Annotated in this window: 18 protein-coding genes and 1 pseudogene; 9 read left to right on the forward strand and 10 right to left on the reverse strand. The window is 69.0% G+C overall.

Annotation, left to right across the window (positions count from 1 at the left end; translation table 11 throughout):
• From QZ670_RS18155 to QZ670_RS18165, 3 genes are all read right to left on the reverse strand, one after another.
• A complete protein-coding gene (locus QZ670_RS18155) occupies positions 1-1,371 on the reverse strand; it encodes a DUF1501 domain-containing protein (RefSeq protein ID WP_294258094.1) in 1,371 nt (456 codons plus the stop codon).
• An 11-nt stretch (positions 1,372-1,382) separates the two neighbouring features.
• Positions 1,383-3,074, reverse strand: coding sequence for a DUF1800 family protein (locus QZ670_RS18160; protein ID WP_294258097.1), 1,692 nt, complete (start codon positions 3,072-3,074; stop codon positions 1,383-1,385).
• Between the two features lie 91 nt (positions 3,075-3,165).
• Positions 3,166-3,492, reverse strand: coding sequence for a hypothetical protein (locus QZ670_RS18165; protein WP_294258099.1), 327 nt, complete (start codon positions 3,490-3,492; stop codon positions 3,166-3,168).
• Between the two features lie 219 nt (positions 3,493-3,711).
• Here QZ670_RS18165 and QZ670_RS18170 point away from each other — a divergent pair, with 219 nt between their 5' ends.
• The gene (locus tag QZ670_RS18170) at positions 3,712-5,631 is read left to right on the forward strand and encodes an energy transducer TonB (RefSeq protein ID WP_294258102.1); all 1,920 of its coding nucleotides are present in this window, start codon (positions 3,712-3,714) and stop codon (positions 5,629-5,631) included.
• A gap of 7 nt (positions 5,632-5,638) precedes the next feature.
• On the opposite strand, the gene QZ670_RS18175 is transcribed toward QZ670_RS18170, so the two are convergent.
• Positions 5,639-6,619 carry an SDR family oxidoreductase gene (locus QZ670_RS18175; protein WP_294258104.1) on the reverse strand — a complete coding sequence of 327 codons (981 nt, stop codon included), beginning with the start codon at positions 6,617-6,619 and terminating at the stop codon, positions 5,639-5,641.
• Positions 6,620-6,708: 89 nt separating this feature from the next.
• Between QZ670_RS18175 and QZ670_RS18180 the strand changes: the two genes are divergently transcribed.
• Positions 6,709-7,803, forward strand: coding sequence for a lactonase family protein (locus QZ670_RS18180; RefSeq protein ID WP_294258105.1), 1,095 nt, complete (start codon positions 6,709-6,711; stop codon positions 7,801-7,803).
• Here the strand turns inward: QZ670_RS18180 and QZ670_RS18185 are convergent.
• Together QZ670_RS18185 and QZ670_RS18190 are read right to left on the reverse strand one after the other, a co-directional pair.
• On the reverse strand, positions 7,774-9,270 hold the full coding sequence (locus QZ670_RS18185) for a DUF4403 family protein (RefSeq protein ID WP_294258107.1): 1,497 nt from the start codon (positions 9,268-9,270) through the stop codon (positions 7,774-7,776). The genes QZ670_RS18180 and QZ670_RS18185 overlap by 30 nt on opposite strands.
• Positions 9,271-9,365: 95 nt before the next feature.
• Complete coding sequence (locus QZ670_RS18190; RefSeq protein ID WP_294258108.1) at positions 9,366-9,917, reverse strand: hemerythrin domain-containing protein; 552 nt, start codon at positions 9,915-9,917, stop codon at positions 9,366-9,368.
• Positions 9,918-10,095: 178 nt separating this feature from the next.
• On the opposite strand from QZ670_RS18190, the gene QZ670_RS18195 reads away from it, so the two are divergent.
• From QZ670_RS18195 to QZ670_RS18210, 4 genes are read left to right on the forward strand one after another with little or no spacing between them, the layout of a single operon-like run.
• Positions 10,096-11,007: an ABC transporter ATP-binding protein gene (locus QZ670_RS18195; protein WP_294258112.1), complete on the forward strand. Its 912-nt coding sequence runs from the start codon at positions 10,096-10,098 to the stop codon at positions 11,005-11,007.
• Complete coding sequence (locus tag QZ670_RS18200; protein ID WP_294258115.1) at positions 11,004-11,756, forward strand: ABC transporter permease; 753 nt, start codon at positions 11,004-11,006, stop codon at positions 11,754-11,756. The genes QZ670_RS18195 and QZ670_RS18200 overlap by 4 nt, the downstream gene beginning before the upstream one ends.
• A 32-nt stretch (positions 11,757-11,788) precedes the next feature.
• Positions 11,789-12,853, forward strand: a complete 1,065-nt coding sequence (locus QZ670_RS18205) for a histidine kinase (RefSeq protein WP_294258118.1) — start codon at positions 11,789-11,791, stop codon at positions 12,851-12,853.
• A complete protein-coding gene (locus QZ670_RS18210) occupies positions 12,850-13,458 on the forward strand; it encodes a response regulator transcription factor (protein WP_294258120.1) in 609 nt (202 codons plus the stop codon). Before QZ670_RS18205 ends, QZ670_RS18210 begins: the two co-directional genes overlap by 4 nt.
• Here QZ670_RS18210 and QZ670_RS18215 read toward each other — a convergent pair.
• The gene (locus tag QZ670_RS18215) at positions 13,455-14,885 is read right to left on the reverse strand and encodes a carboxylesterase family protein (RefSeq protein ID WP_294258122.1); all 1,431 of its coding nucleotides are present in this window, start codon (positions 14,883-14,885) and stop codon (positions 13,455-13,457) included. The genes QZ670_RS18210 and QZ670_RS18215 overlap by 4 nt on opposite strands.
• A gap of 161 nt (positions 14,886-15,046) precedes the next feature.
• Here QZ670_RS18215 and QZ670_RS18220 point away from each other — a divergent pair, with 161 nt between their 5' ends.
• Entirely contained in the window at positions 15,047-16,252 is a 1,206-nt protein-coding gene (locus QZ670_RS18220; RefSeq protein WP_294258125.1) for an alginate export family protein, read from the forward strand.
• Between the two features lie 105 nt (positions 16,253-16,357).
• A pseudogene (locus QZ670_RS18225) lies at positions 16,358-17,587 on the forward strand (MFS transporter); the annotation flags it as partial.
• Between the two features lie 56 nt (positions 17,588-17,643).
• Here QZ670_RS18225 and QZ670_RS20120 read toward each other — a convergent pair.
• The 3 genes from QZ670_RS20120 to QZ670_RS18235 are packed head-to-tail and all read right to left on the reverse strand — an operon-like array spanning position 17,644 to position 22,285.
• The gene (locus tag QZ670_RS20120) at positions 17,644-18,621 is read right to left on the reverse strand and encodes a nuclease (RefSeq protein ID WP_365894691.1); all 978 of its coding nucleotides are present in this window, start codon (positions 18,619-18,621) and stop codon (positions 17,644-17,646) included.
• Positions 18,622-18,632: 11 nt separating this feature from the next.
• Positions 18,633-19,784, reverse strand: a complete 1,152-nt coding sequence (locus tag QZ670_RS18230) for a YdcF family protein (protein WP_294258133.1) — start codon at positions 19,782-19,784, stop codon at positions 18,633-18,635.
• A complete protein-coding gene (locus QZ670_RS18235) occupies positions 19,784-22,285 on the reverse strand; it encodes a TonB-dependent receptor (RefSeq protein ID WP_294258136.1) in 2,502 nt (833 codons plus the stop codon). The genes QZ670_RS18230 and QZ670_RS18235 overlap by 1 nt, the downstream gene beginning before the upstream one ends.
• Positions 22,286-22,408: 123 nt before the next feature.
• Between QZ670_RS18235 and QZ670_RS18240 the strand changes: the two genes are divergently transcribed.
• Positions 22,409-23,542, forward strand: coding sequence for an ROK family transcriptional regulator (locus tag QZ670_RS18240; RefSeq protein ID WP_294258139.1), 1,134 nt, complete (start codon positions 22,409-22,411; stop codon positions 23,540-23,542).
• Positions 23,543-23,588 lie beyond the last annotated feature (46 nt).

Below are 23,588 nucleotides of genomic sequence, written 5' to 3' on the forward strand. Positions count from 1 at the left end.
TCAGGCCTTGAACAGCGCCAGCGGCCCGCGCCCGGCGCTGCTCCAGGTCGACCAGTTGGGGAACACATAGGGCATGTCGGCATCGGCGACGCCGTGCCAGCGGGCGATCGCGCCGAGATATTCCTCCTGCGCCACGCCGGGTACGAAGCGACCCTCCTTGGTGATGTCGTCGGCGCCGCCCAGCACCGGATCGGGATAGCTGCCGAGCACCGCGCCGGGGGCGACGTCGCCGCCCATCACCAGATGGTTGCTGCCCCAGGCATGGTCGGTGCCGCCCTGGCCGTTGCCGAGATAGGTGCGGCCGAAGTCGCTCATCGTGAAGCTGGTGACGTTGCCCGCCAGCCCCAGCGAGCCCATCGCCTTGTGGAAGCCGGCCATCGCGTTGGCGAGGTCACCGAGCAAATTGGCATGCAGCCCCACTGCGGTGTTGCCGGTCTGCACCTGCCCGGCATGGGTATCGAACCCGCCCTGGCTCACGAGGAAATTCTGCCGCGTGTGGCCCAGCGTGCCGCGCGCGGCGATCATCCGCGCGACCACCATCAGCTGCCGCGCGACATCGCTGGTCAGCGCCGCGCCGGTCGTCGGGTTGACGAAGAAGGCGTCGGTGGCCGCGCTGCCGACCAGGATGCCGTTCGCCGTTGCGGCCTGATCGTAGTTGCGGGTCAGCGTCTGCGCGACGCCGTCGAGGATCGCGCTGCCGTCGCCGTTGCTGCCGAGCGCGGTGATCGCGCTGTTCTTGGCGCTGCTGCCGGCGGTGAAGCCGCTGCGGCCGGGCAGGCCGCCGGTGCTCGGCAGGATCAGCGGGGTGGTCTGGCGACCGAGCACCGCGACGGTCGATCCGGCCACCGACATCACCGGCGGCAGTGATCCGCCCGGCATCTTGTCGGCGATGCGACCGAGGAAGCCGTCGCGGCTGGTCTCGCGGGCCCGCAGGCCCTGCCAATGGTCCTGCTCGTCGGCATGGCTCATCAGATTGGCCGGGCGCAGGTCGGTGCGCGACTGGTAGGTCGCCTTGGTGAGCGGCGCGAACAGCGTGCCGGCGTTGAGCACCAGCCCCAGCGAGCCTTCGTCCCATACCGGGCGCAGCGCGGCCATGGCGGGGTGGAGGGCGTAGGCGCTGTTGGTCAGCGGAGTCAGCGCCGAGCGCTGGATGCCCACACTGCCGCGCGACGCCAGGTAGGTGGCGTGCCGGGCATCGGTGGGGATCACCATGTTCCAGCCGTCATTGCCGCCGAACAGGAAGATGCCGACCATGGCGCGATAGCTGCCGGTGGGGGCGGCGATGGCGGCGGTGCGGCCGAACTGGCCAAGGGCTGCGAGCGCGCCGGTGCCGGCGGTGAGGCGAACGAAATCGCGACGGGAAAGCGTCATCGGTAAATTCCTCAGCGATCGACCAGGAACATCGGGCTGGTCGCCGCGATGTAGAGCATCATCTGTGCCCGCTTGCGGGCCTGCAGCTTGGGATCAGCATTGGTGATCGCCGTGCCCGCCACCTTCAGCGCGTCGCGCTGGGTCTTGCTAAGCCCCTTGGCGAACAGCAGCAGGTCGATGCGGTCGACCATCGCGTCGACATTGTCGCCGATCGCTTCCCAATCGGCCCAGACCGGTGCCGTGCCCGAGGTGTTCGGCATGCTCGCCGCTGCGGCATATTCGCCGCGACCGGCGTCGCCGTTTACCGTCCAGTCATAGACCAGATTGTGCAGCCGCAGCTGGTTGGCGCTGGTCAGCAGCTTGGAGACGGGGCTCCGCAGCGTCGCGCTGCCGGGCAGCGGGAAGTCGTCCGGATAGAAGTTGAACACCGAAGGCGCCCGCATCACCGGCTGGCCGAAGGTCGTGTCGCGGACCTGGAAGACATAGCCGTCGGTAGTGAAGCCGATCGCGCGGGCGAGGCTGGTCATCGCCAGCACCGGCTCCTTGAGCTTGCCCGGCGTGGAGAGCTGCGGCCCGCGCGCCTCGGCATCGGTCAGGATCGCACGCACCACGGCCTTCAGGTCGCCGCGCACGCCATTGCCATTGTTGGCGAACACCGCCGCCACGCGGCCGATATAGGCGGCCGAGGGGTTGGGCGTGACGAGATGGGTGATCAGGTGCCGCGCGACGAAGGGCGGGGTGGAGGCGTTGTTGAACGCGGCATCGACCACCGCGGTCACGCTCGCCTGCTGCGTGGCACCTGCGGGCACCACCGTGCCGAGAAAACGCTTCTCGCCACTGTCGTAGCGCGCCGGTGCCGGGATCATCGGCTGGGCATAGGCGACCGCCTGCCCGTCGGTCGCGGCCGCACCGCCGACCCGGGCATAGGTCCAGCCGGTCAGCGCGCGGGCGATCTCGCGGATATCGTCGGCGGTATAATTGGGGATCGGGCCGCCGCTCGCGTCGCGCTGGAGGCTGCCGTCCATGCCGAGCTGGTCCGGGCCCATGGTGAACAGCTGGAGGAACTCGCGGGCATAGTTCTCGGAGGGCGTGCCCTTCCGGCTGTCGGCCATGTCGAGATAGTCGCCCATATAGGCGTTGAGCGTCACGCCGAGCAGCAGGTCGCGATAATTGCCGAACGCGCCGGTGAGGAACAGCTGGTTGAATGCGGCGATGCCCGCGGTCGAGCGCACCCCCGCTTCCGAGGCGACGATCATCTGCGAGAGTGCGAACGCGACCCGCTGGCGCAGCTGGTCGGGCGCGGTGATCGCGTCGGCGTAGAAGCGCATCGCCACCGGGGTGCGGGTGAAGCGCTGGGTCGAGCAGGCGGTGTCGCCCGAGGCGCAGGAGTCCGCGCGGACATCGACGGCCAGGTCGCTATAGGTGCTGCCAGTCGCGGCGAACTGCTCGTCGAGCCAAGCGTTGATGCCGAGCGCGCGGATGCGTTCGACCAGCGCGACCGTCGGGCCGAAGCTCGCCTGCTGCGCGAGGCGGACGGAGTCGTCGAGTGCGGCAGCCGCTACGGGCGCAGGAGCGGGGCTCGGCGGGGCGGAAACCAGGCCACCGCCGGAACTCCCAGCACCACCGCCGCCGTCACAGGCGGAGAGCAGGGTTATCGCCAGAGCGGCACCTGCCGCCAAGGCTCGTTTCGTTACGCTCGACACGCCCGCCGCTCCTTCGATCGCGCACTGGGAATGTCTTGGTTATTAAGGGGATAAGGTTAATTGCCGGCTCGCGGTCATGGTTAACCGAAGGTTAGCGGCAGCAGGCGGCGACCATCGCTGCGGCGCTCGCGGCATCGAGCGCTTCGGCGTGCGCGGCGCAGATCTGCGCATCGCGATCGAGGGCGAGGCTGAACGGCAGCCCCGCGCTGCGATGTTCCACTTCGGTCGCGAGGCGGCGCTGGGTGCCACGATCGGGATGCCAGCGTTGCGCCGGCGGCACCCGCTCGAGCATCGCCCGCGTCGGGCGGGTTTCGTCGAAGGGGACGACGAGGATGCGATAGGGCTGCGCCCCGCGGACGATCTCGGCAAGCCGCGCCAGCTCGCCGTGGCAGGGTGCGCACCAGGAGGCGACGAACAACAGAATAGCGTCGGGCGGTCCCGCAGGAGCCGGTGCAGCACCGAGTAGCAGGGAAATGCAGACAACCCTGCCAACTTGCCGGATCAACGTCCGCATCTCGCTCGACAATATCGCTGCGTCATGATTGGTGTGCACTTCCTTCGGGGGAGGAATAGCATAATGGCTTCGTTGATTCTCGCGCTTTTGCTTGCCGGCGGGCAGCAGGCGGTACCGCAAGCGGTGCAGGGCGCGCCCACGCTGCAGCAACTGTTCGACCAGGCCACCAAGGCCGGCGCTGGAGGCCAGTGCGCGGCCGCCGTGAAGGCGTTCGAGGCGATCGAGCAGAATGCCAAAGCGATGGCCAACCCGACCGTCCGTGCGGCGGTGGACGTACGCAAGGGCTATTGCTTGGCGCAGCTCGAACGCGCCGAAGAGGGCGAGGCGGCGATCCGCCGCGGCCTGCCGGTGCTCACGGCGAAGGGCGCAGGCTTCGCCGAAGAAGTGCGGCAGGCGCATCTCGCGCTCGGCAAAATCGCCACGCTTGCGTTCGATTATACGACGGCGGTCGCCGAATACCGCCTCGGGCTGGAGGGCGCGACCGGTAGCGACCGCATCCGGCCGCTGATGGCGCTGAGCCAAGTGACGATGTTCGACCAGGACGGTGAAGCCCTGCGCTATGCCGGCGAGGCGCGCAGCATCGCGCTTGCCGATCCTGGCGTGGAGCAGAAGGCGAAGGCGGTGGTGCAAACCCAATATGCCCGCGCCCTGCTAAACGCGGGCCGTGCACCCGAGGCGTATACCGAGCTGAAGGACAGCTTGCGCAAGCAGGGGGGCCTCACGATGAAGGTCGGGATCGCCGATGTCACAACACGCTCCGACCTAGCGATCGCCGCTTGGCTTAACGATGACAAGGACGAGGCGTACAAATACCTCGCTTATACCGGGGCGGGGCATTTCGAGAAGTCTCCCTTCGAAAGCGCGCGCGACATGAGCCTGCCACCCTGCGGGGAGACGACGGGGCTGAAGCCGGACGATATCGCGATCATCCAGTTCTCGCTTGCGGAGGACGGCCATGTCGAGGGCGTGCTGCCGATCTATGCGCCAGGGGGACGCAACGCTGCCATTGCCTTCGCGCGCGAAGTATCAGGCTGGTCGTGGAAGCCCGAAGATGCAGCGGGAGTCCCCGCGCTGTTCCGTTACACCACGCGCGTCGAGCTGCGCTGCACCACCGGTGCCGAACGCCCGGCGCTGACGCTGCCGCTCGCCGCCGCGACGGCCGAATGGCTGGAGAGCAAGGGTGTCGCCGATGCCGGCTGGAGCGCGATGCCGGACGCGAGGGCAGCACCGCTTGAGCGTACGGCACTTGCCGCCGCGCGTGCCAGGAACGACTCGGCAGCAGTGCTCGCCGCTGCCATCGCGCTGGGAAACAATCGGGTCGTCGGCGATACGGAGCGAAAGACGCTTCTGGCGGAGGCAGTCAAGCTCGGTGACGCGTTAGCCGCGCCCGCATCGGTGCGCGCCTATCTCGCGATCGAGAAGGCGGGGGCCGCGGATCGTGGGGTTCTCGGTGGGCGCAATACCGGTACGCTACGAGCGCTGCTGGCCCGTCCGGAATTCGGAGGCGATCCGCTGGCATCGGCAACGCTGCGACTGCTGATCAGCATGCCCGCCTATCGTGCGCCGAGTCCCTCTGACGCGGACGGGCTGTTGGCGACGGTCGTGGCGATGCCGGAATTGCCCGAAAGGCATCCGTTGAAGGTCGCCGCATGGCTACAGCGTGCCAACCTCGCTGCATCCAAGGGAGACCTCACCGCTGCGCAACGCGCGTTCGAGCAGACCGGCCTCACCAGCCGCCAATGCGCGCTGCTGGGCCTGAAGCCGGCTGTGCGCAGTACCGGGGACCTCAGCAACGCCTTTCCGCAGTCGGCGCAGCGCCTGGGCTTTGAAGGCTGGGTGCGAACCGAATTCGACGTCGCCACCGACGGCAAGACGATCGCGCCGCGCGTTGTGAGCGCCTATCCCGCGTTCGTCTTCGACAGCGCCGCGGCAACCATGGCCAAGGCGTTCCGCTACACCAGCAGTTACCGGCCCGAAGACGGGGTAGCCTGCACCGCGCAGGACGCCCCGATCAGCTTCCATCAGGCACGTATGGGGCAGTGATGCGCGCTCACACGGCGCCGGTGCCCCCGTTTGCGCCGAACACGCTGCCGTCGGTATAGCTGAATTCGTTCGAGGCGAGCGCCACGTAGAGCGGCGCCAGCTCGGCCGGCTGGCCGGCGCGGCCGAGCGGCGTGTCCTGCCCGAACTTGCCCATCTCGCCCGGCAGCTGACCGCCGGCGACCTGCAGCGGCGTCCAGATCGGGCCAGGCGCGACGGCGTTCACGCGGATGCCCTTCTTGGCCATCTGCTTGGCCAGCGCCTTGGTGAAGATCGCAATGCCGCCCTTGGTGGTGGCATAGTCGAGCAGCTCCTTCTCGGGCGCGAAGCTGTTGACCGAGGCTGTGTTGATGATCGCCGAGCCCGGCTTCATCAGCGGCAGCGCGGTCTTGGTGATCCAGAACATCGCGTAGAGATTGGTCTTGAGCGTGCGGTCGAACTGCTCGAAGCTGATCTCTTCGATCGACGCCTTCGATTGCTGATAGGCGGCGTTGTTGACCAGGATGTCGAGCCCGCCGAGCTGGCGGTTGGCGCGGCCCACCAGATCGACGCAGAAGCCCTGGTCGGTGAGGTCGCCCGGCAGCAGCACCACCTTGCGGCCCTCGCCGCGGAGCAGCTTGGCGACGTCCTGCGCATCGGGCTCCTCGGTGGGGAAATAGTTGATCGCGACGTCCGCACCCTCCCGAGCAAAGGCGATCGCGGCGGCGCGGCCGATGCCGGAATCCCCGCCGGTCACCAGCGCCTTGCGGCCGGTCAGCTTGCCCGAGCCGCGATAGCTGCGCTCGCCGCAATCGGGGACGGGATTCATCTCGCGCTGGAGCGCCGGCCATTTCTGGCGCTGCTCGGGGAAGGGCTTGTCGGTATATTTGGTCTGCGGATCGGGGGCCGGGCGGCCGTTCGCGGCTTGCGCGAAGGCGGGTCCGGCGGCAGTAGCGGCGCCGGCGGCAGCGGCACCTTTCAGAAGATCGCGGCGGCTCGGTTCGTCGGTCATGGCGCTGCTCCCTGTTGCATCGGGTTCAGCGCGCGGATCGGTGAAAGGTTCAGCGTTGACGGCAAGAAACCGAAAGGCTTCAATAGGATATGACTATCTCCGCATTTCCGCTGACGCGCCGCGCGCTGGTCGGCGCCGGCGTGGCGCTCGGCGCCTGCCCGACGACGCTGCTCGCCCGCACGAGCGGCGGGCTGATCGCCGGCACCTATGTGAACGAGGGCGGTCCCGGGCTGGTGCCGCTGACGCAGGGCGCAGGGGGCTGGCAGCGCGGCACGCCGGTGGCGGCGATCCGCAACGCCTCGTTCGGCGTCCGCTCGGCGACGACGGGCATGCGCTACCTGCTCGACGAGCAGACCCAGGGGGCGGTCGGCGTCTACACGGCAGGCCTCGCCAAGCTGGGCACCGCCTCGACGCTGGGCGCGGACCCTTGCCATGCCGCGCTTTCCGCTGATGGCCGTCACCTCGCGATCGCCAATTATTCGAGCGGTTCGGTCGCGCTGTTCGATCTCGACCGCACCGGCAGCCTGGCGGGCGAGGCGCGCCGCATCCAGCATGAGGGCAGCGGCCCCAATCGCGAACGCCAAGCTGGGCCGCATGCGCATTGGGTGGGCTTCTCCGGCACCAACCAGCTGCATTCGGTCGATCTCGGCGCCGACGCGGTGTTCCTGCACCGGCTGGGTACCGGCGGCAAGGTTGACACCAGCATCGCCTATCGCACCGAGCCGGGCGCAGGCCCGCGCCATCTCGCGCGCCATCCCAAGCTGCCGATCGCCTATCTCGTCACCGAGCTCGCCAATACGGTGACGGTGCTGCGCGCGCTCCCCGACGGCCGCTTCACCGCACTGGCGACGCTCTCGACGCTGCCCAAGGGCTTCACCGGCGCTTCCGCCGCCGCGCATATCGCGGTCAACGCTGCCGGCACGCGGCTTTATATTTCCAACCGCGGGCATGACAGCATCGCGGTGTTCGCGATCCAGCGCGACGGCGGACTGACCCCGCTCCAGCATGCCGGCTGCGGCGGGCATTGGCCGCGACTGTTCCTGCTGCGGGAAGGCGCGCGCGAGATGCTCGTCGCCAACGAGCGCTCGGGCAACATCGCCCGGCTGGCGATCGGCGCGGACGGCAAACTCGGCACCGCGGCCAAGGGCGTGGCGCTACCGGGCGTGGTGTTTCTCTCCGCCTGAGCCCGGGCTGGCGAGGCGCACGGTCGCCGTGCCCTCGGCCCAGACCGGCAGGTAGAGCCCCTGTCCCGAGGCCTGGAGCGTGCCCGTGCGGGTGCGCTCCAGTCTGGCGTCGATCCGCAGCACGCCTTCTCGCCGGCTGGAGATGGCGCGGCTGACCTTGCCGAGCAGCTCGCCATAGTCGCGCTCGAAATTCTGGCTGAGCGCGGCGGCGATGAAGCTGCTCATGCCGGGCGCGTTCATCAGCTGGAGGATCAGGTCGCCGCCGGTCATGTCGGTGGTGCCGCTGACGCCGAGATTCTGGAAGTCGACCTTGCGCGAATTGGGCAGGTTGACCGGCGTGGCGGTCAGCCACACCGTGCCGCGCGTCCGGCCGATATTGCCCGCCACATCCTCGGCCGAGAACAACAGGCCGACCGCCATCTGCCCGCCCTTGGTGCCGTAGATCGTCGCCTTCTCGAACGTCGCCCGCACCGGACCCACGCCGGGGACGTCGAAGGGCCGCGCCTGACGCTTGACCAGCGCCTTCATCAGCACCGGCTCCAGCTCGCGGTAATCGGCGATCACCGGCAGGAACAGCGAGACCTTGCCGGTTTCGCCCTGCAGCGGCTGCATCGGCGGCAGCGGGGTGGGGGCGGGATCGGCAGGCTTCTGGCCGACGAACGTCTCGGTGGTCGCCTCCATGCCGAGCCGCAGCTCAAGCCGTTTGCCGGTGATGGCATAGCCGCCATAGCGCAGCTGCTTGGGCGTCACCCGCATCCATACCGGCGGGTTCTCGCGGTTGAGCGACAGGGTAGTGAAGGCCGAGCGCCACGCCTCCTCGATCTTCTGGCGGACGCCCAATTTCTGCAACTCGCCCGGCAGCTCGCGCTCCAGCTTTGCGATCACGGGCGCTAGCTTCTGGTCGGCCTTGTCGGTGAACTCGATACGCTGGCCGAGGATGTCGACATGGGGGACATTCGCCCAGTCATAGTCGATGTCGATCTTTCCGCGCGGGTTCCAGTCCGGCCCGAGCGACAGCGTAATGACGGCGTGCGCCATCGCGTCCGCCGTCGCGGTTTCGCGCTTCAGCACACCGCCGATATCCTCGGCGCGGACCACGGCGTGGAGCGGCATCGCCAGTCGGATCACCTGGCCCTGGCCGCCGATCGTCATCCGCCCGCGGGTAACCTCGCCGACGATGCGGCACTTGATCGTCGGGGTCTTCACCTTGGCGATGCCGAGGTCGAGCTTCTTCGGCGGCACACAGGGCTGGTCGGGCTTGTCGATCGCCCAAAGCTGGTGCGGCACGGCGCGCTCCAGCGTGGCGGCAAGATCGTCGAGATTGGCTTCCAGCGGCAGGGTGAGGGTGGAGAGCTCCGGCTTGACCTCGATCCGGTCCTTGGCGTGGGGCGGGGCGCCGCCGCCGCGATGCCCCGAACAACCGGCCAGCACGAGCAGCAGCACCGCCGAAGTCCACCGCCCGCGCATTCCATTCCCCTTGTTGCCGATCCGGAACAAGGGGCAGAACCGCCGGAACCGGCGATCCGTTCCGGGGGCGGATCGCGCCGCCCCCGGAAGCGTGATCAGCGCGTGAAGAGCTGGCTATCCTGCCCCATGTAGCGGGCATATTCCTCGGCATAGCGCGCGGTCGCACGCTCCTGGTCGGCGGGGCCCGCGGACTCGATCAGCTTGGGATACCAAGTGCCTTCTTCCGAATAGATGTGGTGGAGCACCGCGCCGCGGATATGCTCGAGCTTGTCGTGATAGTCTTGGCTGGAAGGGTCGAGCCGCTCGAGCAGGCCCAGCTCCATCTTGGCGGCGGACTGTTCCTGATAGGCGAGCTCGGCATGGCCGACCTGGTGATCGGCGGCGAGCGCCGGATAGACCGACACTTCCTCGGCGATCGAATGGGCGGTGAGCAGCAGGCCCAGTCGTTTCTGCTCGGCGACGCGCTCGCCCGGTGCAGCGGCGCGGAGGCGCTCGAACTGCGCCTCGATCTCGCGGTGATGGCCGAGGATCTGCGACAGCCAGTCGCCGGGCCGCGCGAGCGCCTCGGCCTTGGCGGTCGCCTCGCGGCGATCCTGTTCGCTTTCGGGCGGCGTGATGGCGGCGATCGCCTGGTCAAGGATCGACATGGGGCATGCTCCAGCGTTGGTGGCAGTTGGGACCTAAGCGGTTGCAATACCGCCATGTTCCTGTTGCGAATCACAATCAGGCGGTGCGCGATGGCATGGCGGCGGGGTGACATCTGTCACTGGGCCGGCCGGTCTCCACGCGGCATCTTCGGGTCGTTCTTGAAAAGGGGTTCGACCGATGATCGACGATCTTGCCGCCGTCGCGCGGCTATCCGGCGTATCGAAGCGGCTGGGCGGGCGAGCGGTGCTCGATCGCCTCGACCTGACGATCCGCGCCGGCGAAGTGACCGCGCTGCTGGGGCCCAATGGCGCAGGCAAGACGACGTCGGTCGCGCTGCTCACCGGCCGGCTGGCGCCCGATGCCGGCACGGCCGAGCTGTTCGGGCTCGACCCGCGTCGCCCTGCCGCGCGGCGCCGGCTGGGGGTGATGCTGCAGAGCGCAGGGCTGCCCGACGTGCTCACCATCCGCGAGCTGGTGACGCTGCACGCCGGCTATTATCCCGATCCGCGGCCGATCGACGAGGTGCTGGCGCTGGCCGGGATCGCCGATCTTGCCGATCGCCGCTGCGGCGCGCTGTCGGGCGGGCAGGCGCGGCGGGTGCAATATGCGCTGGCGATCTGCGGGCGTGCCGATCTGCTCGTGCTCGACGAGCCGACCGCGGCGATGGACCGCGGCTCCGCCCGCACCTTGTGGGGCACGGTGCGCGATCTCGCCGATGACGGCGCCGCCGTGCTGCTGACCAGCCACGACCTCGCCGAGGCCGATGCGCTGGCGGACCGCGTGCTGGTGATGGACGCGGGCCGGATCGTCGCCGACGACACCCCGGCGGCGCTGCGGGCGCGGGCAGGGGGCTCGGTGCTCCGTTGCCGTTCGACGCTGATGCCTGCGGTCGCGGCGGTACTGCCTGCCGTGCGCGATGCCGAGATGGAGGGCGCGGAGCTGCGCATCGTCAGCGCCGATGCCGCCGCCACCGTCCGGGCGCTGCTCGATGCCGATCCGGCGCTCAGTGCGCTGCGGATCGCCGACGCCACGCTCGAAGACGCCATCGCGACCTTGCTCGCCCCCGTCCAGGAAAGGATCGCCGCATGACCGCCCTTGCCCTCCCGAACGGCGTCTGGCGCCGCGAGGCGCTCACCGAAGTGAAGCGCAGCCTGCGCCTGCCGCAGTTCCTCCTGCCGACGGTGCTGACACCCGCCGGCTTCTACGGCCTGTTCACGCTGGCGCTGCCGCACGATCCGGGTCCGGGCTTCGCGGCCGCGACGCTGGCGGGATACGGCGTATTCGCCGCGACCGGCCCGGCGCTGTTCGGCTTCGGCGCGGGCGTGGCGGTGGAGCGCGAGCAGGGGCTGATCGAGCTCAAGCGCGTCTCGCCGATGCCGGCGGGCGCCTATGTCGTGGCGAAGCTGACCGCCGCCGTGGCGATGACCGCGCTGGCGCTGGTGCTGATCGACGTGCTGTCGATCATCGCGGGCGTGCGGCTCTCCATAGGTACTTGGGCGCTGCTGACGCTGCTCCATCTCGCCTCCGCCATTCCCTTTGCGCTGATCGGCTTCGGCATGGGGATGCGGATGAGCGCCAAGGGGGCGGTGGCAGTGGCCAACGCGCTGTTCCTCGGCTGCTCGGTGCTGGGCGGGCTGTGGATCCCGAGCCGGCTGCTGCCCGGCTGGATGCAGTCGATCGGCGCGTGGACGCCGTCCTACCATCTCGGCCAGCTCGCCCGGGGCATTGTCGGCGCGGACACCATCGGCAATCCCTGGACGCACGGCGCGGCCATCCTCGCGATGACGGTTGCAGGCGTGATCTGGGCGTGGACCGGCTGGCGGCGGAGCCCGGCTTGACCGCGCACCCCGTCCTCCGCGAGGCTGACGCGATGCAGACCGAGACATCCTATCAGCGGTTGCGGGGGAATGGCTGGCCCTGGCTTGCCTATCTGATCTTCGTGCCCTTCCCTTGGCTCTGGGCCAAGCCCGACGCCACCACCCTCCTCGCGGCGGGGGTGGCGATCGGCCTGTTCCTGCCGCTCTATTTCGCCTCGACCCGTGTTCCGGACCGCGCGCTGATCCCGATCGCGCTGGCGATGCTGGCGCTCGGCATCGCGGTCGCGGGCCTGCCGCTCGGTTGGACGACCTTCTGCATCTATGCGGGGGTGACGGTCGCCCGGCTGCGGTCTCGTCGGCGTGCCGGGATCGGCATCGGCGCCATCGCTGCGGTCACCGCCCTGACCGGCCTCGCCTGGCACCAGCCGATCCTGTGGTTCGCGCCCGGCGTGCTGTTCGTGGTGATGAGCGGCGTCGCCACCATGTCCAGCTTCGCCTTTTACGAACGCACCCAGGCGCTGCTCGCCAGCCAGGAAGAGGTCCGCCGCCTCGCCGGCACCGCTGAGCGCGAGCGGATCACCCGCGATCTGCACGACGTGGTGGGGCGCACGCTGACGCTGGTCGCGCTCAAGGCGGACCTCGCCGCGCGGCTGGTGGACCGCGACGCCGTCGCCGCCCGGGAGGAGCTGGAAGCGATTGCCGCAGCGGCTCGCTCGGGGCTTGCCGAGGTGCGCGCCGCGCTGACCGGGCAACTGGGCGGTTCGCTCGCGACCGAGGCCAGCGCTTCGTTGGCCGCGCTGGAGACGGCAGGGATCGAGCCCGTCGTTACCGGCGACCCCGCGGCGGTGCCTGCCGATGCCGGCGCCATCCTGGCGATGACGCTGCGCGAAGCAGTGACCAACGTGATCCGCCATGCCGGGGCACGGCGCTGTGCGATCGGCTTCGAGGCGGGGCCGGACGATGCCCGGCTGGTGGTGGAGGATGACGGCGTCGGCCTCTCCTTCCGCGAAGGCAACGGCCTGCGGGGCATGCGCCAGCGGCTGGTCGCGGCGGGCGGACGGCTGGAGCTGCAGGCGCTCCAGCCCGGCACAAGGCTGGAAGCGAGCGTGCCGGCATGAGCATCCGCATCGTCATCGCCGAGGACCAGGGGCTGGTGCTCGGCGCCATCGCCGCGCTGCTGGCGCTGGAGAGCGATTTCGACATCGTCGGGCGGGCGGCCGACGGTGATGCGGCGCTCGCGCTGGTCCGCGAGCACACGCCCGACGTCCTGCTCACCGACATCGAGATGCCCGGACGCACGGGGCTGGACTGCGCGCAGGTGCTCGCGGCAGAAAAGGCGCGTACCGCGGTGGTGATCGTCACCACCTTCGCGCGGCCCGGCTATCTCGCCCGGGCACGGGCGGCGGGGGTGCGCGGCTATCTGCTCAAGGACGCGCCGGTCGACACGCTGGTCGCCGCGATCCGCACCGTTGCCGCGGGCGGGCGGGTGATCCCGCCCGAACTCGCCGCCGCGGCTTGGGAGGCAGGCAGTGACCCGCTCACCGATCGCGAGCGCGATGCGCTGCGGCTCGCCGAGGAGGGGCTGTCGAACAAGGACATTGCGCGGCGGCTGGGTCTGTCGCCTGGCACGGTGCGCAATTACCTGTCGGAAGCGGCGGGCAAGCTCGGTGCGGCCAACCGGATCGAGGCGGGCCGCACCGCGCGGGCGAATGGCTGGCTCTAGCGCTGCGAGGGGCGCGCCGCGTCGATCTCGGCACCCCAGGGATCGCGCCCCGCGACTGCCTTGCCGTCGGCGGTGAAGTCGAGGATCGTGTCTTCCTTGGGCGTAAAGCGCGGCCAGGCCGGCAGCCCGGCGCCGTTGGGATCGCCCTTCCTGGCGAAGTTGGCGAGATAGGCGCTGATCGTCCTCCCCATCTGCACGTCGCGGGGCGTGGTCGCCGCGCCATATTTGATCGCGGCATTATCGAAGAAGAAGGGGATATCGGTGGCGTGGCCGGCGCCCGGCTTGCCGATCGAGTCCGCGACATAGGAGAAGCGATACTCCCACACCGGCACCTTCTGCGCGGCGATGCGGGCGCTGGCTTCGCGCGCGCCGGCGATCATGAAGCCGGTCTTGCCGCCCATGTCCGCGCTGGTTGCGCCGATCAGCATCGGCACATGGGCGAAGTTGCCGCTCGCATAGGCCTTTTCCTGGTCGACCAGCAGCGTGCCATCGAGCATCGGCCCGCCATAGGTGCGCGGGCCGGGCTTGGGCTGGAACAGCTCGATCATGCTGAGGCCGTCGGTCACTTGCTCGGCGCTCAGCGCGCGCAGCTTGTCGAGCGCGTCGGGCGCGGCCGGATCGATGCCGTGGGCGCGAGCGAGGTTCTCGCCGATCGCCTCGGCATCCTTGAGCGTCGCGCTCTTCGCGGTCTGGGCATTGCCGCCGGACATCACCACCGCCTTGTGGAACAGGCCGCGCGCCAAGGGCGAGGTGACCAGCGTATGGACCGACATGCCACCCGCGCTCTCGCCGATGATCGTCACGTTCGTCGGATCGCCGCCGAACGCCGCGATGTTCTGCCGCACCCATTTGAGCGCGGCGAGCTGGTCCATGAAGTTGTAGTTGCCGAGCAGCCCGTCCGGGTTCGCATGGCTGAGCTGGGGCAGCGCGAAGCTGCCGAACCTGCCGACACGGTAGTTGAAGCTGACGAACAGCACGCCCTGCTTCGCCATCGCCGCACCGGCGTAAGTGGGCGGCGACGAGCCGCCGTTGACGAAGCCGCCGCCATAGATCCACACCATCACCGGCAGCTTGGCCTTGGCGGCTGCGGGCTTCCAGACGTTGAGATAGAGACAGTCCTCGGCGGGCGCGGTGCCGAGCGGCGCGGCGTCGCTCGGAAAGGGCTTCTGCATGCAGTCGTGGCTGTATGCGGTCGCCGGGCGGACGCCGCTCCAGGCCGCCACGGGCTGCGGCGCGCGCCAGCGCAAGGGACCCACCGGCGGCGCGGCGAAGGGGATACCCTTCCAGCTCGCGACCCCGTCCTCGATCGCACCCTGCACCTTGCCGCTCTGCGTCATCGCCACCGGATCGCTGGTCTGCGCGGTCGCTTGCCCGGTCAGCGCCCAGATCGCCGCCACGCAGATCAGCGCCGTCTTCGGTCTCTTCATGCTCGCTCTCCCTCTGTATCGCACCCCTGCTAACCGCATTTGCCGCCGATCGCTCTAGAATAGTGGCGAGGTGCCATTCCGGCCGATAGGCCGGACAAACTTTGTAACTGGGAGCCAGCGGCTCGGAGGGGTAGCGCCGCCGCTTCGCGGAAAGAGGGCCTATGCGTTTCTGGACTACCACCGCCACAGCTCTGGTTGTCGCCGGGCCGGCCTGCGCCCAAGACGTCGCGATCAAGCCGCTGATCGAGGCGCGCACCCGCTACGAGCATCTCGACCAGGCCGAATTTGCCAATGCCGCCGATGCCGTGACGATCCGTGTCCGCGCCGGCGCCGAGGTGAGCCGCGGCCATTGGATCGCGCTCGGTGAGGCGCAGGGCAATCTCGCGGTGGTCGGCGACTATTATGACGGGCTGCACGGCGTGGCCAATCGCCCGACGATCGGTGATCCCGAGAATGTCGCGATCTACCGCGCCCAGCTGCAATATCGCTCGGCGCCGCTGACCGTCACCGCCGGACGCCAGCGGATCACCCTCGACGACGAGCGCTTCGTCGGCGGCGCGCAGATCCGCAACAACGCCCAGACCTTCGATGCTGTCCGCACCGAGATCGTGCCGGTGCAAGGCGTCAAGCTAGACCTCACCTATGCCTGGGATGTCCGCACCATCTGGGGCACCGAGGGGCGAGGCGCGCGGCAGCGCGGGGTGGGCGGCCACAATGTCTTCGCCAATCTCGGCGCGGCGACCCCGCTCGGCACGCTCACCGGCTTCGCCTATCTGGTCGACCAGGACGAGGCCGAGGTGCAGGGCTTCCGCCTCTCCAACCAGACCTATGGCGTGCGGCTCGCCGGCAGTCGCGCCCTCGCGCCCCAGATCAAGCTGCGCTACCAGCTGAGCTGGGCGCGCCAGTCCGACTATCATCACAATCCCACCCACTATCAGGCGGACTATTGGCTCGCCGATGCGGCGCTCGACGTGCGCGGCTGGACGCTCAACACCGGCTATGAAGTGCTGGGCGCCGACGGCGGCCAAGCGCTCACCAGCTTCCAGACTCCGCTCGGCAGCGTGTTCAAGTTCCAAGGCTGGGCGGACAAGCTGACCACTACCCCGCCCAACGGCGTGCGCGATTTCTATGCAGGCGGCGGCTATGGGTGGAAGAAGCTCGGGCGGATCGACGCGCTGGCGCTGCAGGCGGTGTGGCACCGCTACCAGAGCGACCGGCTGAACCAGCATTATGGCGACGAGTGGAACCTGCTCGCCACCGCCAAGCTGCGCAAGACCCAGCTCTCGGTACGCTATGCCCGCTACGAGGCGGACCGCTTCGCGACCGACACCAGCCGCTTCTGGCTGCAGATGGACTGGGCCTATTGATGCGAGGGCGTCGCCGAACTGCAATGGAGCCGACCTAAGCGCAGAAACGCCACGGGTTTTTGCACGAAAGAGGCTCCGATCGCGACGCTCGTCACAGAAGGCCGAATGCTGGCCTACGCCTCGGGCAATTTCGGCAAGGCGCTGCTGTTCAGCGGTGCCGACCTGACGATCCTGTTCCTGCTCACCGACGTGCTGGGGCTGGACGGCGCGCGCGCGGCAGGGCTGATGCTGTTCGCGGTGCTGGGCGACCTGGTGTTCGATCTGCTCGCGGCGCGGCTGGTGCTGCGCTGGCGGGCGGCGGGGCGGGGCTATCGCTGGGCGGTCGCCTTTGCTGCGATCCCCTGCGGCGCAGCCTTCGCGCTGATCTATGCGATGCCCGCGCTGGGGCTGCACCGCGGCTGGATGCTGGCGACGGCAATCCTCGTGTTTCGCGGCGCCTATGCCGTGGTGGACGTACCCCACAACGCGCTGATGGCGCAGGTCAGCCGCGACAGTCGCGCGCGCGGGCGCGTCTCGGGATACCGCCTGTTCTTCAGCACCGCGAGTGCGCTGGCGATCGCGGGCGTGCTCACGCCGCTGGTGCAGCAGGCGGGACATGCCCGTCAGTTCGGCGCGCTGGCGCTGACCGGGATCGGGGCGGGGCTCGCCTTTGCGCTGACGATGCTGCTCTGCGTCTGGGCGTGCGGCGGACAGCGCGGCGCCGCAACCGCGCTTCGCGGCGACCGCATCGCGGTGCCGCTGCGCGATCCGATGGTGCTGGGGATGGGCGCGCTGGCGCTGATCACCGGCTTTGCCATGCCCTGTTTCGGCCGGATGCTGATGTATCTGGGAACCTATGTAATTCAGCGCCCCGGCGCGGTGACGCTGCTGCTCGGCGCGATGACCGTCGGGCAGTTCGGCGGTGTGCTGGCCTGGACCGCGCTCACCCATCGTTTCGGCAAGAGCCAGTTGCTGGCCGCAGGACATGGCGTGAGCGCCGCGGGCCTGCTCGCCTTCGCGCTCTGCACCGCCTGGCCCGTGGGGCAGATGGCGGGTGCCGCGCTGATCGGCTTCGGCTTTGCGAGCGTGTTCATGCTGCCCTGGGGGCTGCTCGCCGACGCGGTGGACGTCGTAGAGTGGCGGCACGGGCGGCGCTACGAGACCGGGCTGTTCGCCTTCTACCTGGTGCTGGTGAAGGCGAGCGGCGCGGCCTCGACGGCGATGATCGGCTGGGTGCTGGGCACGCTCGGCTATATTCCCGGCGCGGTCCAGCCGACGGGTGTCCGCATCGGCATGCTCGGCCTGGGGCTCGGCTTGCCGCTGGCGGGTGCGCTGCTCGCCATGCTGCTGCTGCGCCGGTTCACACTTGGCCATGCCCAGCACGCGCGACTGGTGTGCGCGCTGGCGCGGCGTCAGGCGGGCGCGGAGCCGGTTTCCGGATCGAACTTGGGGTTGGAAAAATCGAGCGGCGACGGCGTCACCTTGGCCGGCGGTCGTGCGCTCTCGGCCCAGGCGCGGCAGAGCATGTCGCGCAGCATCGCCGCCCCCGCCGCGGTCCGTTCATAGACCAGCGCGCGCACCTCCTGATCGGCGGCGTTGGCGAAGCCGTCGCGCTTCTCGAGCTGGTAGACGCGCTCCATCCGGTCACCCGACTGATCGAGGAAGGCGAGCACGGCGGTGAACATGTCGCCCTGCTGGTGCGCAGGCGCGGCGATCCGCGACGCGATGTCGGCCGGGGTCAGCCCGATCGCATCGACGAAGCGACTCTCGAACCGGCCATGGATGCTGCGGTCGCGGGTATAGTTGTTCGGATTGGGCCCGAGCCAGCCGTCCGAGTTGACGGAGTCGTGGAGCGGCTGCGCGCCGTCGCCGATATAATGGCCGAGGCGGATCACGTCGAACGCGCAGTGCTGCTCAGGCACCGCGGTGTCGCCGCCGCTCGCCTGCGCCGCGCGGATCGCACGCATGCAGACGATCACCCGCTCATAGGCCTCCATCGCCGCATAGGGCAGCGTGCCGGTCCAGCGGACATTGGTCCGCGCGGCGGTCGCCGGATCGCTGTCCTTGATCCTGTCATACTGCTTGTAGAGCGCGATGACGAAGGCGTAGCGCGAGCGCGGGATCGGCTTGAGGAAAGCGAACTGCTCGCGGAACCAGCCATGGTTGGGATCCTCCTCGATCTTCGAGAAGCCCTCGGAATCGCCGCGCCAGCTGTCGGGCAGCGTCGCCGAGGTCGCGATATAGTCGGCATAGCGGCGCAGGAAGGTGGGGCCGCCCTCCGGGATCGCCTGGATCGCGGCGCGGTCGATCACCGCATGCGCGGTGTGCCCCCAGGCATGGGCGACGGCGGGGGCGAGCAGCAGGGCGGCGGCCAAAGCGAAACGGCGCATGGCGGTTCCTTTCAGGGGTCGAGGGGATCGCGCGGGTCGACGCGCTCGGAGGCGCGCGACGGGCGGAACACGAGTTCGGTGGGCGAGACGCGGCGGACGATTGTGCCGGGCTGGTAGCCGAGCTCGGCAGCATTCCGCTCGGTAAACTTCGCGCTTTCGATATAGCCGCTCTGCAGCGGGTTGCAGACGATCACCGTCTCCGTCGCCAGCGGTGCGCCCATGCGCCCCAGCAGCCGGCTGGCATTGCGCAGGTTGGTGGTGGTGTGCCGGGCATAGGGCTCGCTGACGATCGCATCCGCCGGGATGCCGTAGCGCTGGATCAGCGCCTTGCGCATCTCGTCCGCCTCGGTGAACGGCGTCGCGCGCGGATGCGCCCGGCCGCCGGTAACGAGGATAAAGGCGATGTCGCCGCGTGCGAACCGCTGGGCGGCGAGGCGGAGATGATATTTGCCGAACGGGCTTAGCGGCTCGCCCTCGATCTCCGGACCCACGCCGGTGACGATCATCGCGCTGTAGCGATAGCGCTTCCAGTCGAGCGCCCTGGCTCGGGCCATCGGTGCGGCATTGGCGCCGCCGGTCAGCGGTTCGTGGCCGATCGCATCGGTGCGGTCGCTCGCATCGAGCAGCGCAAGCGCATAGTCGATGCTGGGATCGAGCCGCTGCACCGATCCGTCGCGCGGCGTCTCGGCAAGCCAGTCGGCCGCCTGGAGCCGGGCGGCGAGGTCCTTGGGTGCGATCGGGCCGGGGCCGTCGATCGGCGTCGTCGGGGTGGCGCCGAGCGCATAGACGCGCACGATCCCGTTGATGCCCGCGATCTCGCGGTCGAGCTGCGCCGGCCGTCCATCATCCGCCGTAGGGAGCTGGTTTTCGGACGCCACGGCGCTGCGCAGTGCAGCCGCCTCGGCGTCGCTCCAAAGCAGCGCCTGCGCCCGGCAGGCCAGATCCTGCCCACACGCAGCGCGACGCTCGCGCCGGGTGCGCAGCACGCGCTCCATCCCCGGCGCCTTGGCGATCCGGTCGAGCACCGCCGGGTCGTGCCCGGCGGCGTCGAGGGTCGGGAACAGCCGCGCCGACAGCGCCGCGATCAACGCGTCGTCCGCCGCCCAGGCCGGGGCAGCGACCACGGTCACCGCCAGCGCCGCGGTGGAGAGCAGTGCCCGCATCACCAGCTGCGGCTGACGATGAGGCGGAAGTTGCGGCCGAACAGCGGGCGGCCATAGATCGCCTGGCTCGTGCCCTGGCCGGCGAACTGGTCGGTGCGGGTATTGCCCTCGGTCAGGCCGTGCGCATTGAACAGATTGTCGCCGACGACCTGGAAGCGCCACGCACCCCAGTCGAGCGACGCGCCTGCGCCGATCGTCTGGTAGCCCGGCATCGCGGTGCGGTTGAACAGGTCGACATAACGGCGGCCGACCCATTCGTAGCGGCCGAAGATCGAGACCTTCTGCTCGCCCAGCTCGAAGTCGACGCTCGGGCGCAGATTGCCGAAGAACTTGGCCTCGCGGATGATTTGGTTGCCGTTCACCGCGCTGGGGTCGGCGCCCGAGCTGTTCTGGAGATTGGCATATTCGGGGTTCTGCCAGGTCACCGAGCCATCGAGCGCAAACCAGCGGATCGGCGATACGCGGCCGTCCACTTCCACGCCCTTGACCGAGGCCTCGCCGATGAAGGGCAGCGTCTGGTCGTTGCGGCCGGTCAGCGGGTTGAACGCCGCGAACGAGGCGTTGAACGGGTTGAACTTGGTGTAGAAGCCGGTCGCATAGAGATAGTTGGGGCCGAAGCTGGCCTTGAGGCCGACTTCATACTGGCGCGCCTTGGTCTTGAGGATCGTCGCGTTGATGCCGGTCGTCACGCCCAGCTGCGGCGGCACCTCCAGGTTCGAGATACGGCCATAGGCGCCGAAATGGCCGTTCAGGTCATAGTTGACGCCGACGGTCCAGTTGGTCGTCTTGGGCTTGAGCCGCTGGTCGAGCACCTGGCCGGTGAAGGCGCGGGTGGTGTCGTCGGCCAGCGTGGTGCCGTCGCCCAGATTCACTTGGGTGGTCGGCAGCGCGATGCCCTTATAGTCGTACAGCTCGGTGCGGATGCCGCCGTCGACGCGGAGGCCCCGGGTGATCTCCCAGGTGTCGTTGGCATAGAAGGCGATCATCTGCGCGTCGCCCTCGCCCTGGTTGAGCGTGGTGGTGTAGCGCAGCACGCCGTTCTGGGTGACCGAGCCGAGCACCTGGCCGGTCGCCGAATAGGCGAGCAGGTCGAGCGTGCGGGGCTGGCTGCGCAGCTCGATCAGCATGTCCTGATAGGCCTGGAGCAGCGTGTTGCCGTAGAAGGCGCTGTACACGCCGACGCGGACGTCGTGGCTGCCGAGGCCGGTCTCGAACTTGCGCGTGACGCTGAGGTCGCCCTGGACCGAGTAGAAGTCCGATTCCGAGGCGCGATACTGGCCGGACAGGACCAGGCCCGAGGCGGTCGACGGATCATAGACCGACGCCCCGTTGGTCCCCGCAAAGGCATAGCCGAGCCGCGCGACATTGGGGCCGAAAGCGGTGCGCGCGGCGGTCAGATAACCGGCGGCGAAGGTCGTCGCGTCGGCGGGGTTGGTGGTCGAGTAGAAGGCGTCGAAGCTCGACTTGCCCTTCGTCCCGCCGATCTTGGCCGAGACCTGCCAGCCGTTGAAGTCCGCATCATAGTCGATCGCCGCGTTGAAGAAGCGCATGTGGCGGCCGTTGGACAGGTCGCGGTTCATGCTCTGCAGCGCGCCCGAACCGTCGCGATACTTGATGTTGACGTTGCGCAGCGCGGGCGAGTTCAGCGTGCCCTCGAAATAATCGATATATTTGTTGAGCGAGACCGAGGGGTTGCGTGGATCGTTGGTCGGGATCGGCAGATAGAAGACGTTGTGGTCGTTGACATATTCGGCCGAGATCTTGAGCGTGCCGTTGCTCAGTTGGCGCTTGATGTTGGCGCGGATCTGGCCGCCCTTGTCGCTGGGGAAGCCGCCATAGCGATAGCCGTCATGCTGGCGGATAAAGCCGCCGATCGCGTAATAAGTATTGTCGCTGAGCGGGCCGGACTGCATCGCGTCGAGCCGATAGAGGCCGGTGTCGCCCAGCGTCACCTGCGCCTTGCCCCGCGCCACCGGGCCGCCCGAGACGGTGATGTTGTTGGCGATCGCCGCCGCGCTGCTGGCGTAGATCGGCGCCGGGCCGCCGCGGACGATCTCGACCCGCTCGGTCATCAGGTCGTAGCGGTTCATGCCTTCGCCGGAGTTGAAGAAGACGCCGTCGATCTCGTGGTAGAGCGGCAGCCCGTCCTGCTGGAAGATCAGATAGCCGCGATCGGTCGGGATGCCGCGGATGCGGGTGATGTTCTGCACCTCGCCACCGGTGGCTTCCACCTGGATGCCGGGGACGGTGCCGAGCAGATCGGCGAAGCTCTTCGGCGCGATCTTCTGGACGTCGGCCTGACTGAGCGAGTTGATCGCGTAGGAGACGTCGAAGCGGCGCTGCGCACGCGCCGATCCGGTCACGATGATGTCGCCGCCCGTATCCGCATCGGCCTGCGCCGGGTCGGCGGCGGGGGTATCGCTAGTCTGCGCGAAGGCGGGCGCGGCGGCGAGGCTCAGCGCGAGCAGGGCGCAGCCGGCGGCGAAATGGTGCTTCTTCATCGGATCGTTCCCCCGAGTTGTTCTGAACTTGGACGCGCCGATGCGCGGGGTCGATGACAGATTTATTTATTCCTGGGAAAATAAATAGCAGCGCAGGCATCCAGCGGGTAACGGCTACCGAAGATGAGACATCCGCCAATCACCCTGCTTGACGAAGAGAAGCGGCTGCTCTGGCAGCTGCGCACCCACGGCGCCCAGTCGCGCAGCGCGCTGGCGGAAACGCTGCAGCTCAGCAACGCCACGGTCTCGAAGCTGACCAGGGCACTGATCGGCCAGGCACTGGTCGAGGAGCTGCCCGCCGCGCCGCTCGCCGGGCGCGGGCGCCCGACCGTGCCGCTGCGCATCTCGCCGGCGGGGGGCTATGCGGTGGGCGTCGCGATCTATGCCGGGCTGCTGGAACTCGCGTTGGTCGATTATGCGGGCGGCGTTGTGTCGCTCACCTCGGAGAAGATTGCCCCCACCGATGCGCCTTCCTTCGCCCGGCATGTCGATCGCCGGATCCACGAACTCGCCATCGAGCATCGCCTGCTCGGCAGCCGGCTCTACGGCGTCGGGTTCAGCGTGCCCGGCCCGGCCCTGTCGCGCGACGGCAATCGCTGGCATGTCGTCCGTAACCTGCCCGGCTGGAAGGATGCGCCGCTGCGGACGATTTTCGAGGAGGCGCTGCGGCTGCCGGTGTGGATCGAGAATGACGCGACCGCCGCGGCACTCGCCGAATATTATCTGGGCGGGCTGATTCAGCGCTGCACCACGGCGGTGGTGCTCCTCCTCGGCCACGGCGTCGGCGCGGGGATCGTCCATGAAGGGCGGCTGATGCGCGGCGAATCGGGCGGGGCGGGGGAGATCGGCATGTTCTACCCCGGCGACCGGCCCCGCCCGACGACGCTCGACCTGATCGCGACGCTGCAGGCGGCGGGGTGCCCGGTGCAATCGCTCGCGGATTTCGAAGAGGCAATTCGCGGCTATGAAAGGCTCGTCGAAGGCTGGCAGGAGCGCGCCGCCGACCAACTGCTCCAGACGATCAACTCGGCGCTGGCCTGGCTCGATCCCGGCGCGATCCGGCTGATGAGCCCGCTGCCCGCGCCGATCATGCACGGCTTGGCCGAGCGGCTGAACCGCGGCGCGATCACATGGGGGGATCATGTCGCGACCAGCGAGCGCGGACGCTATCCGATCGAGATCTCGCAGCTGGGTGGCGCCGGTTCGGCGCTGGGCGCCGCGCTATTGCCGATCCACGCTTCGATCGCGCGCATCTGAGAACAGCCACGATGAATTAGATGACAAATCCGACGCATCGCCTATC

The sequence above is a fragment of the uncultured Sphingomonas sp. genome, assembly GCF_913774285.1.
In the GTDB taxonomy this organism is placed as follows: domain Bacteria; phylum Pseudomonadota; class Alphaproteobacteria; order Sphingomonadales; family Sphingomonadaceae; genus Sphingomonas.

Excerpts from the sequence above, each read along its gene's own strand:
- QZ670_RS18155 (WP_294258094.1), bottom strand. The coding sequence starts at position 1,371 with ATGACGCTTTCCCGTCGCGATTTCGTTCGCCTCACCGCCGGCACCGGC.
- QZ670_RS18175 (WP_294258104.1), bottom strand. The coding sequence starts at position 6,619 with ATGACCGACGAACCGAGCCGCCGCGATCTTCTGAAAGGTGCCGCTGCC.
- QZ670_RS18180 (WP_294258105.1), top strand. The coding sequence starts at position 6,709 with ATGACTATCTCCGCATTTCCGCTGACGCGCCGCGCGCTGGTCGGCGCC.
- QZ670_RS18185 (WP_294258107.1), bottom strand. The coding sequence starts at position 9,270 with ATGCGCGGGCGGTGGACTTCGGCGGTGCTGCTGCTCGTGCTGGCCGGT.
- QZ670_RS18190 (WP_294258108.1), bottom strand. The coding sequence starts at position 9,917 with ATGTCGATCCTTGACCAGGCGATCGCCGCCATCACGCCGCCCGAAAGC.
- QZ670_RS18195 (WP_294258112.1), top strand. The coding sequence starts at position 10,096 with ATGATCGACGATCTTGCCGCCGTCGCGCGGCTATCCGGCGTATCGAAG.
- QZ670_RS18200 (WP_294258115.1), top strand. The coding sequence starts at position 11,004 with ATGACCGCCCTTGCCCTCCCGAACGGCGTCTGGCGCCGCGAGGCGCTC.
- QZ670_RS18205 (WP_294258118.1), top strand. The coding sequence starts at position 11,789 with ATGCAGACCGAGACATCCTATCAGCGGTTGCGGGGGAATGGCTGGCCC.
- QZ670_RS18210 (WP_294258120.1), top strand. The coding sequence starts at position 12,850 with ATGAGCATCCGCATCGTCATCGCCGAGGACCAGGGGCTGGTGCTCGGC.
- QZ670_RS18215 (WP_294258122.1), bottom strand. The coding sequence starts at position 14,885 with ATGAAGAGACCGAAGACGGCGCTGATCTGCGTGGCGGCGATCTGGGCG.
- QZ670_RS18220 (WP_294258125.1), top strand. The coding sequence starts at position 15,047 with ATGCGTTTCTGGACTACCACCGCCACAGCTCTGGTTGTCGCCGGGCCG.
- QZ670_RS20120 (WP_365894691.1), bottom strand. The coding sequence starts at position 18,621 with ATGCGCCGTTTCGCTTTGGCCGCCGCCCTGCTGCTCGCCCCCGCCGTC.
- QZ670_RS18230 (WP_294258133.1), bottom strand. The coding sequence starts at position 19,784 with ATGCGGGCACTGCTCTCCACCGCGGCGCTGGCGGTGACCGTGGTCGCT.
- QZ670_RS18235 (WP_294258136.1), bottom strand. The coding sequence starts at position 22,285 with ATGAAGAAGCACCATTTCGCCGCCGGCTGCGCCCTGCTCGCGCTGAGC.
- QZ670_RS18240 (WP_294258139.1), top strand. The coding sequence starts at position 22,409 with ATGAGACATCCGCCAATCACCCTGCTTGACGAAGAGAAGCGGCTGCTC.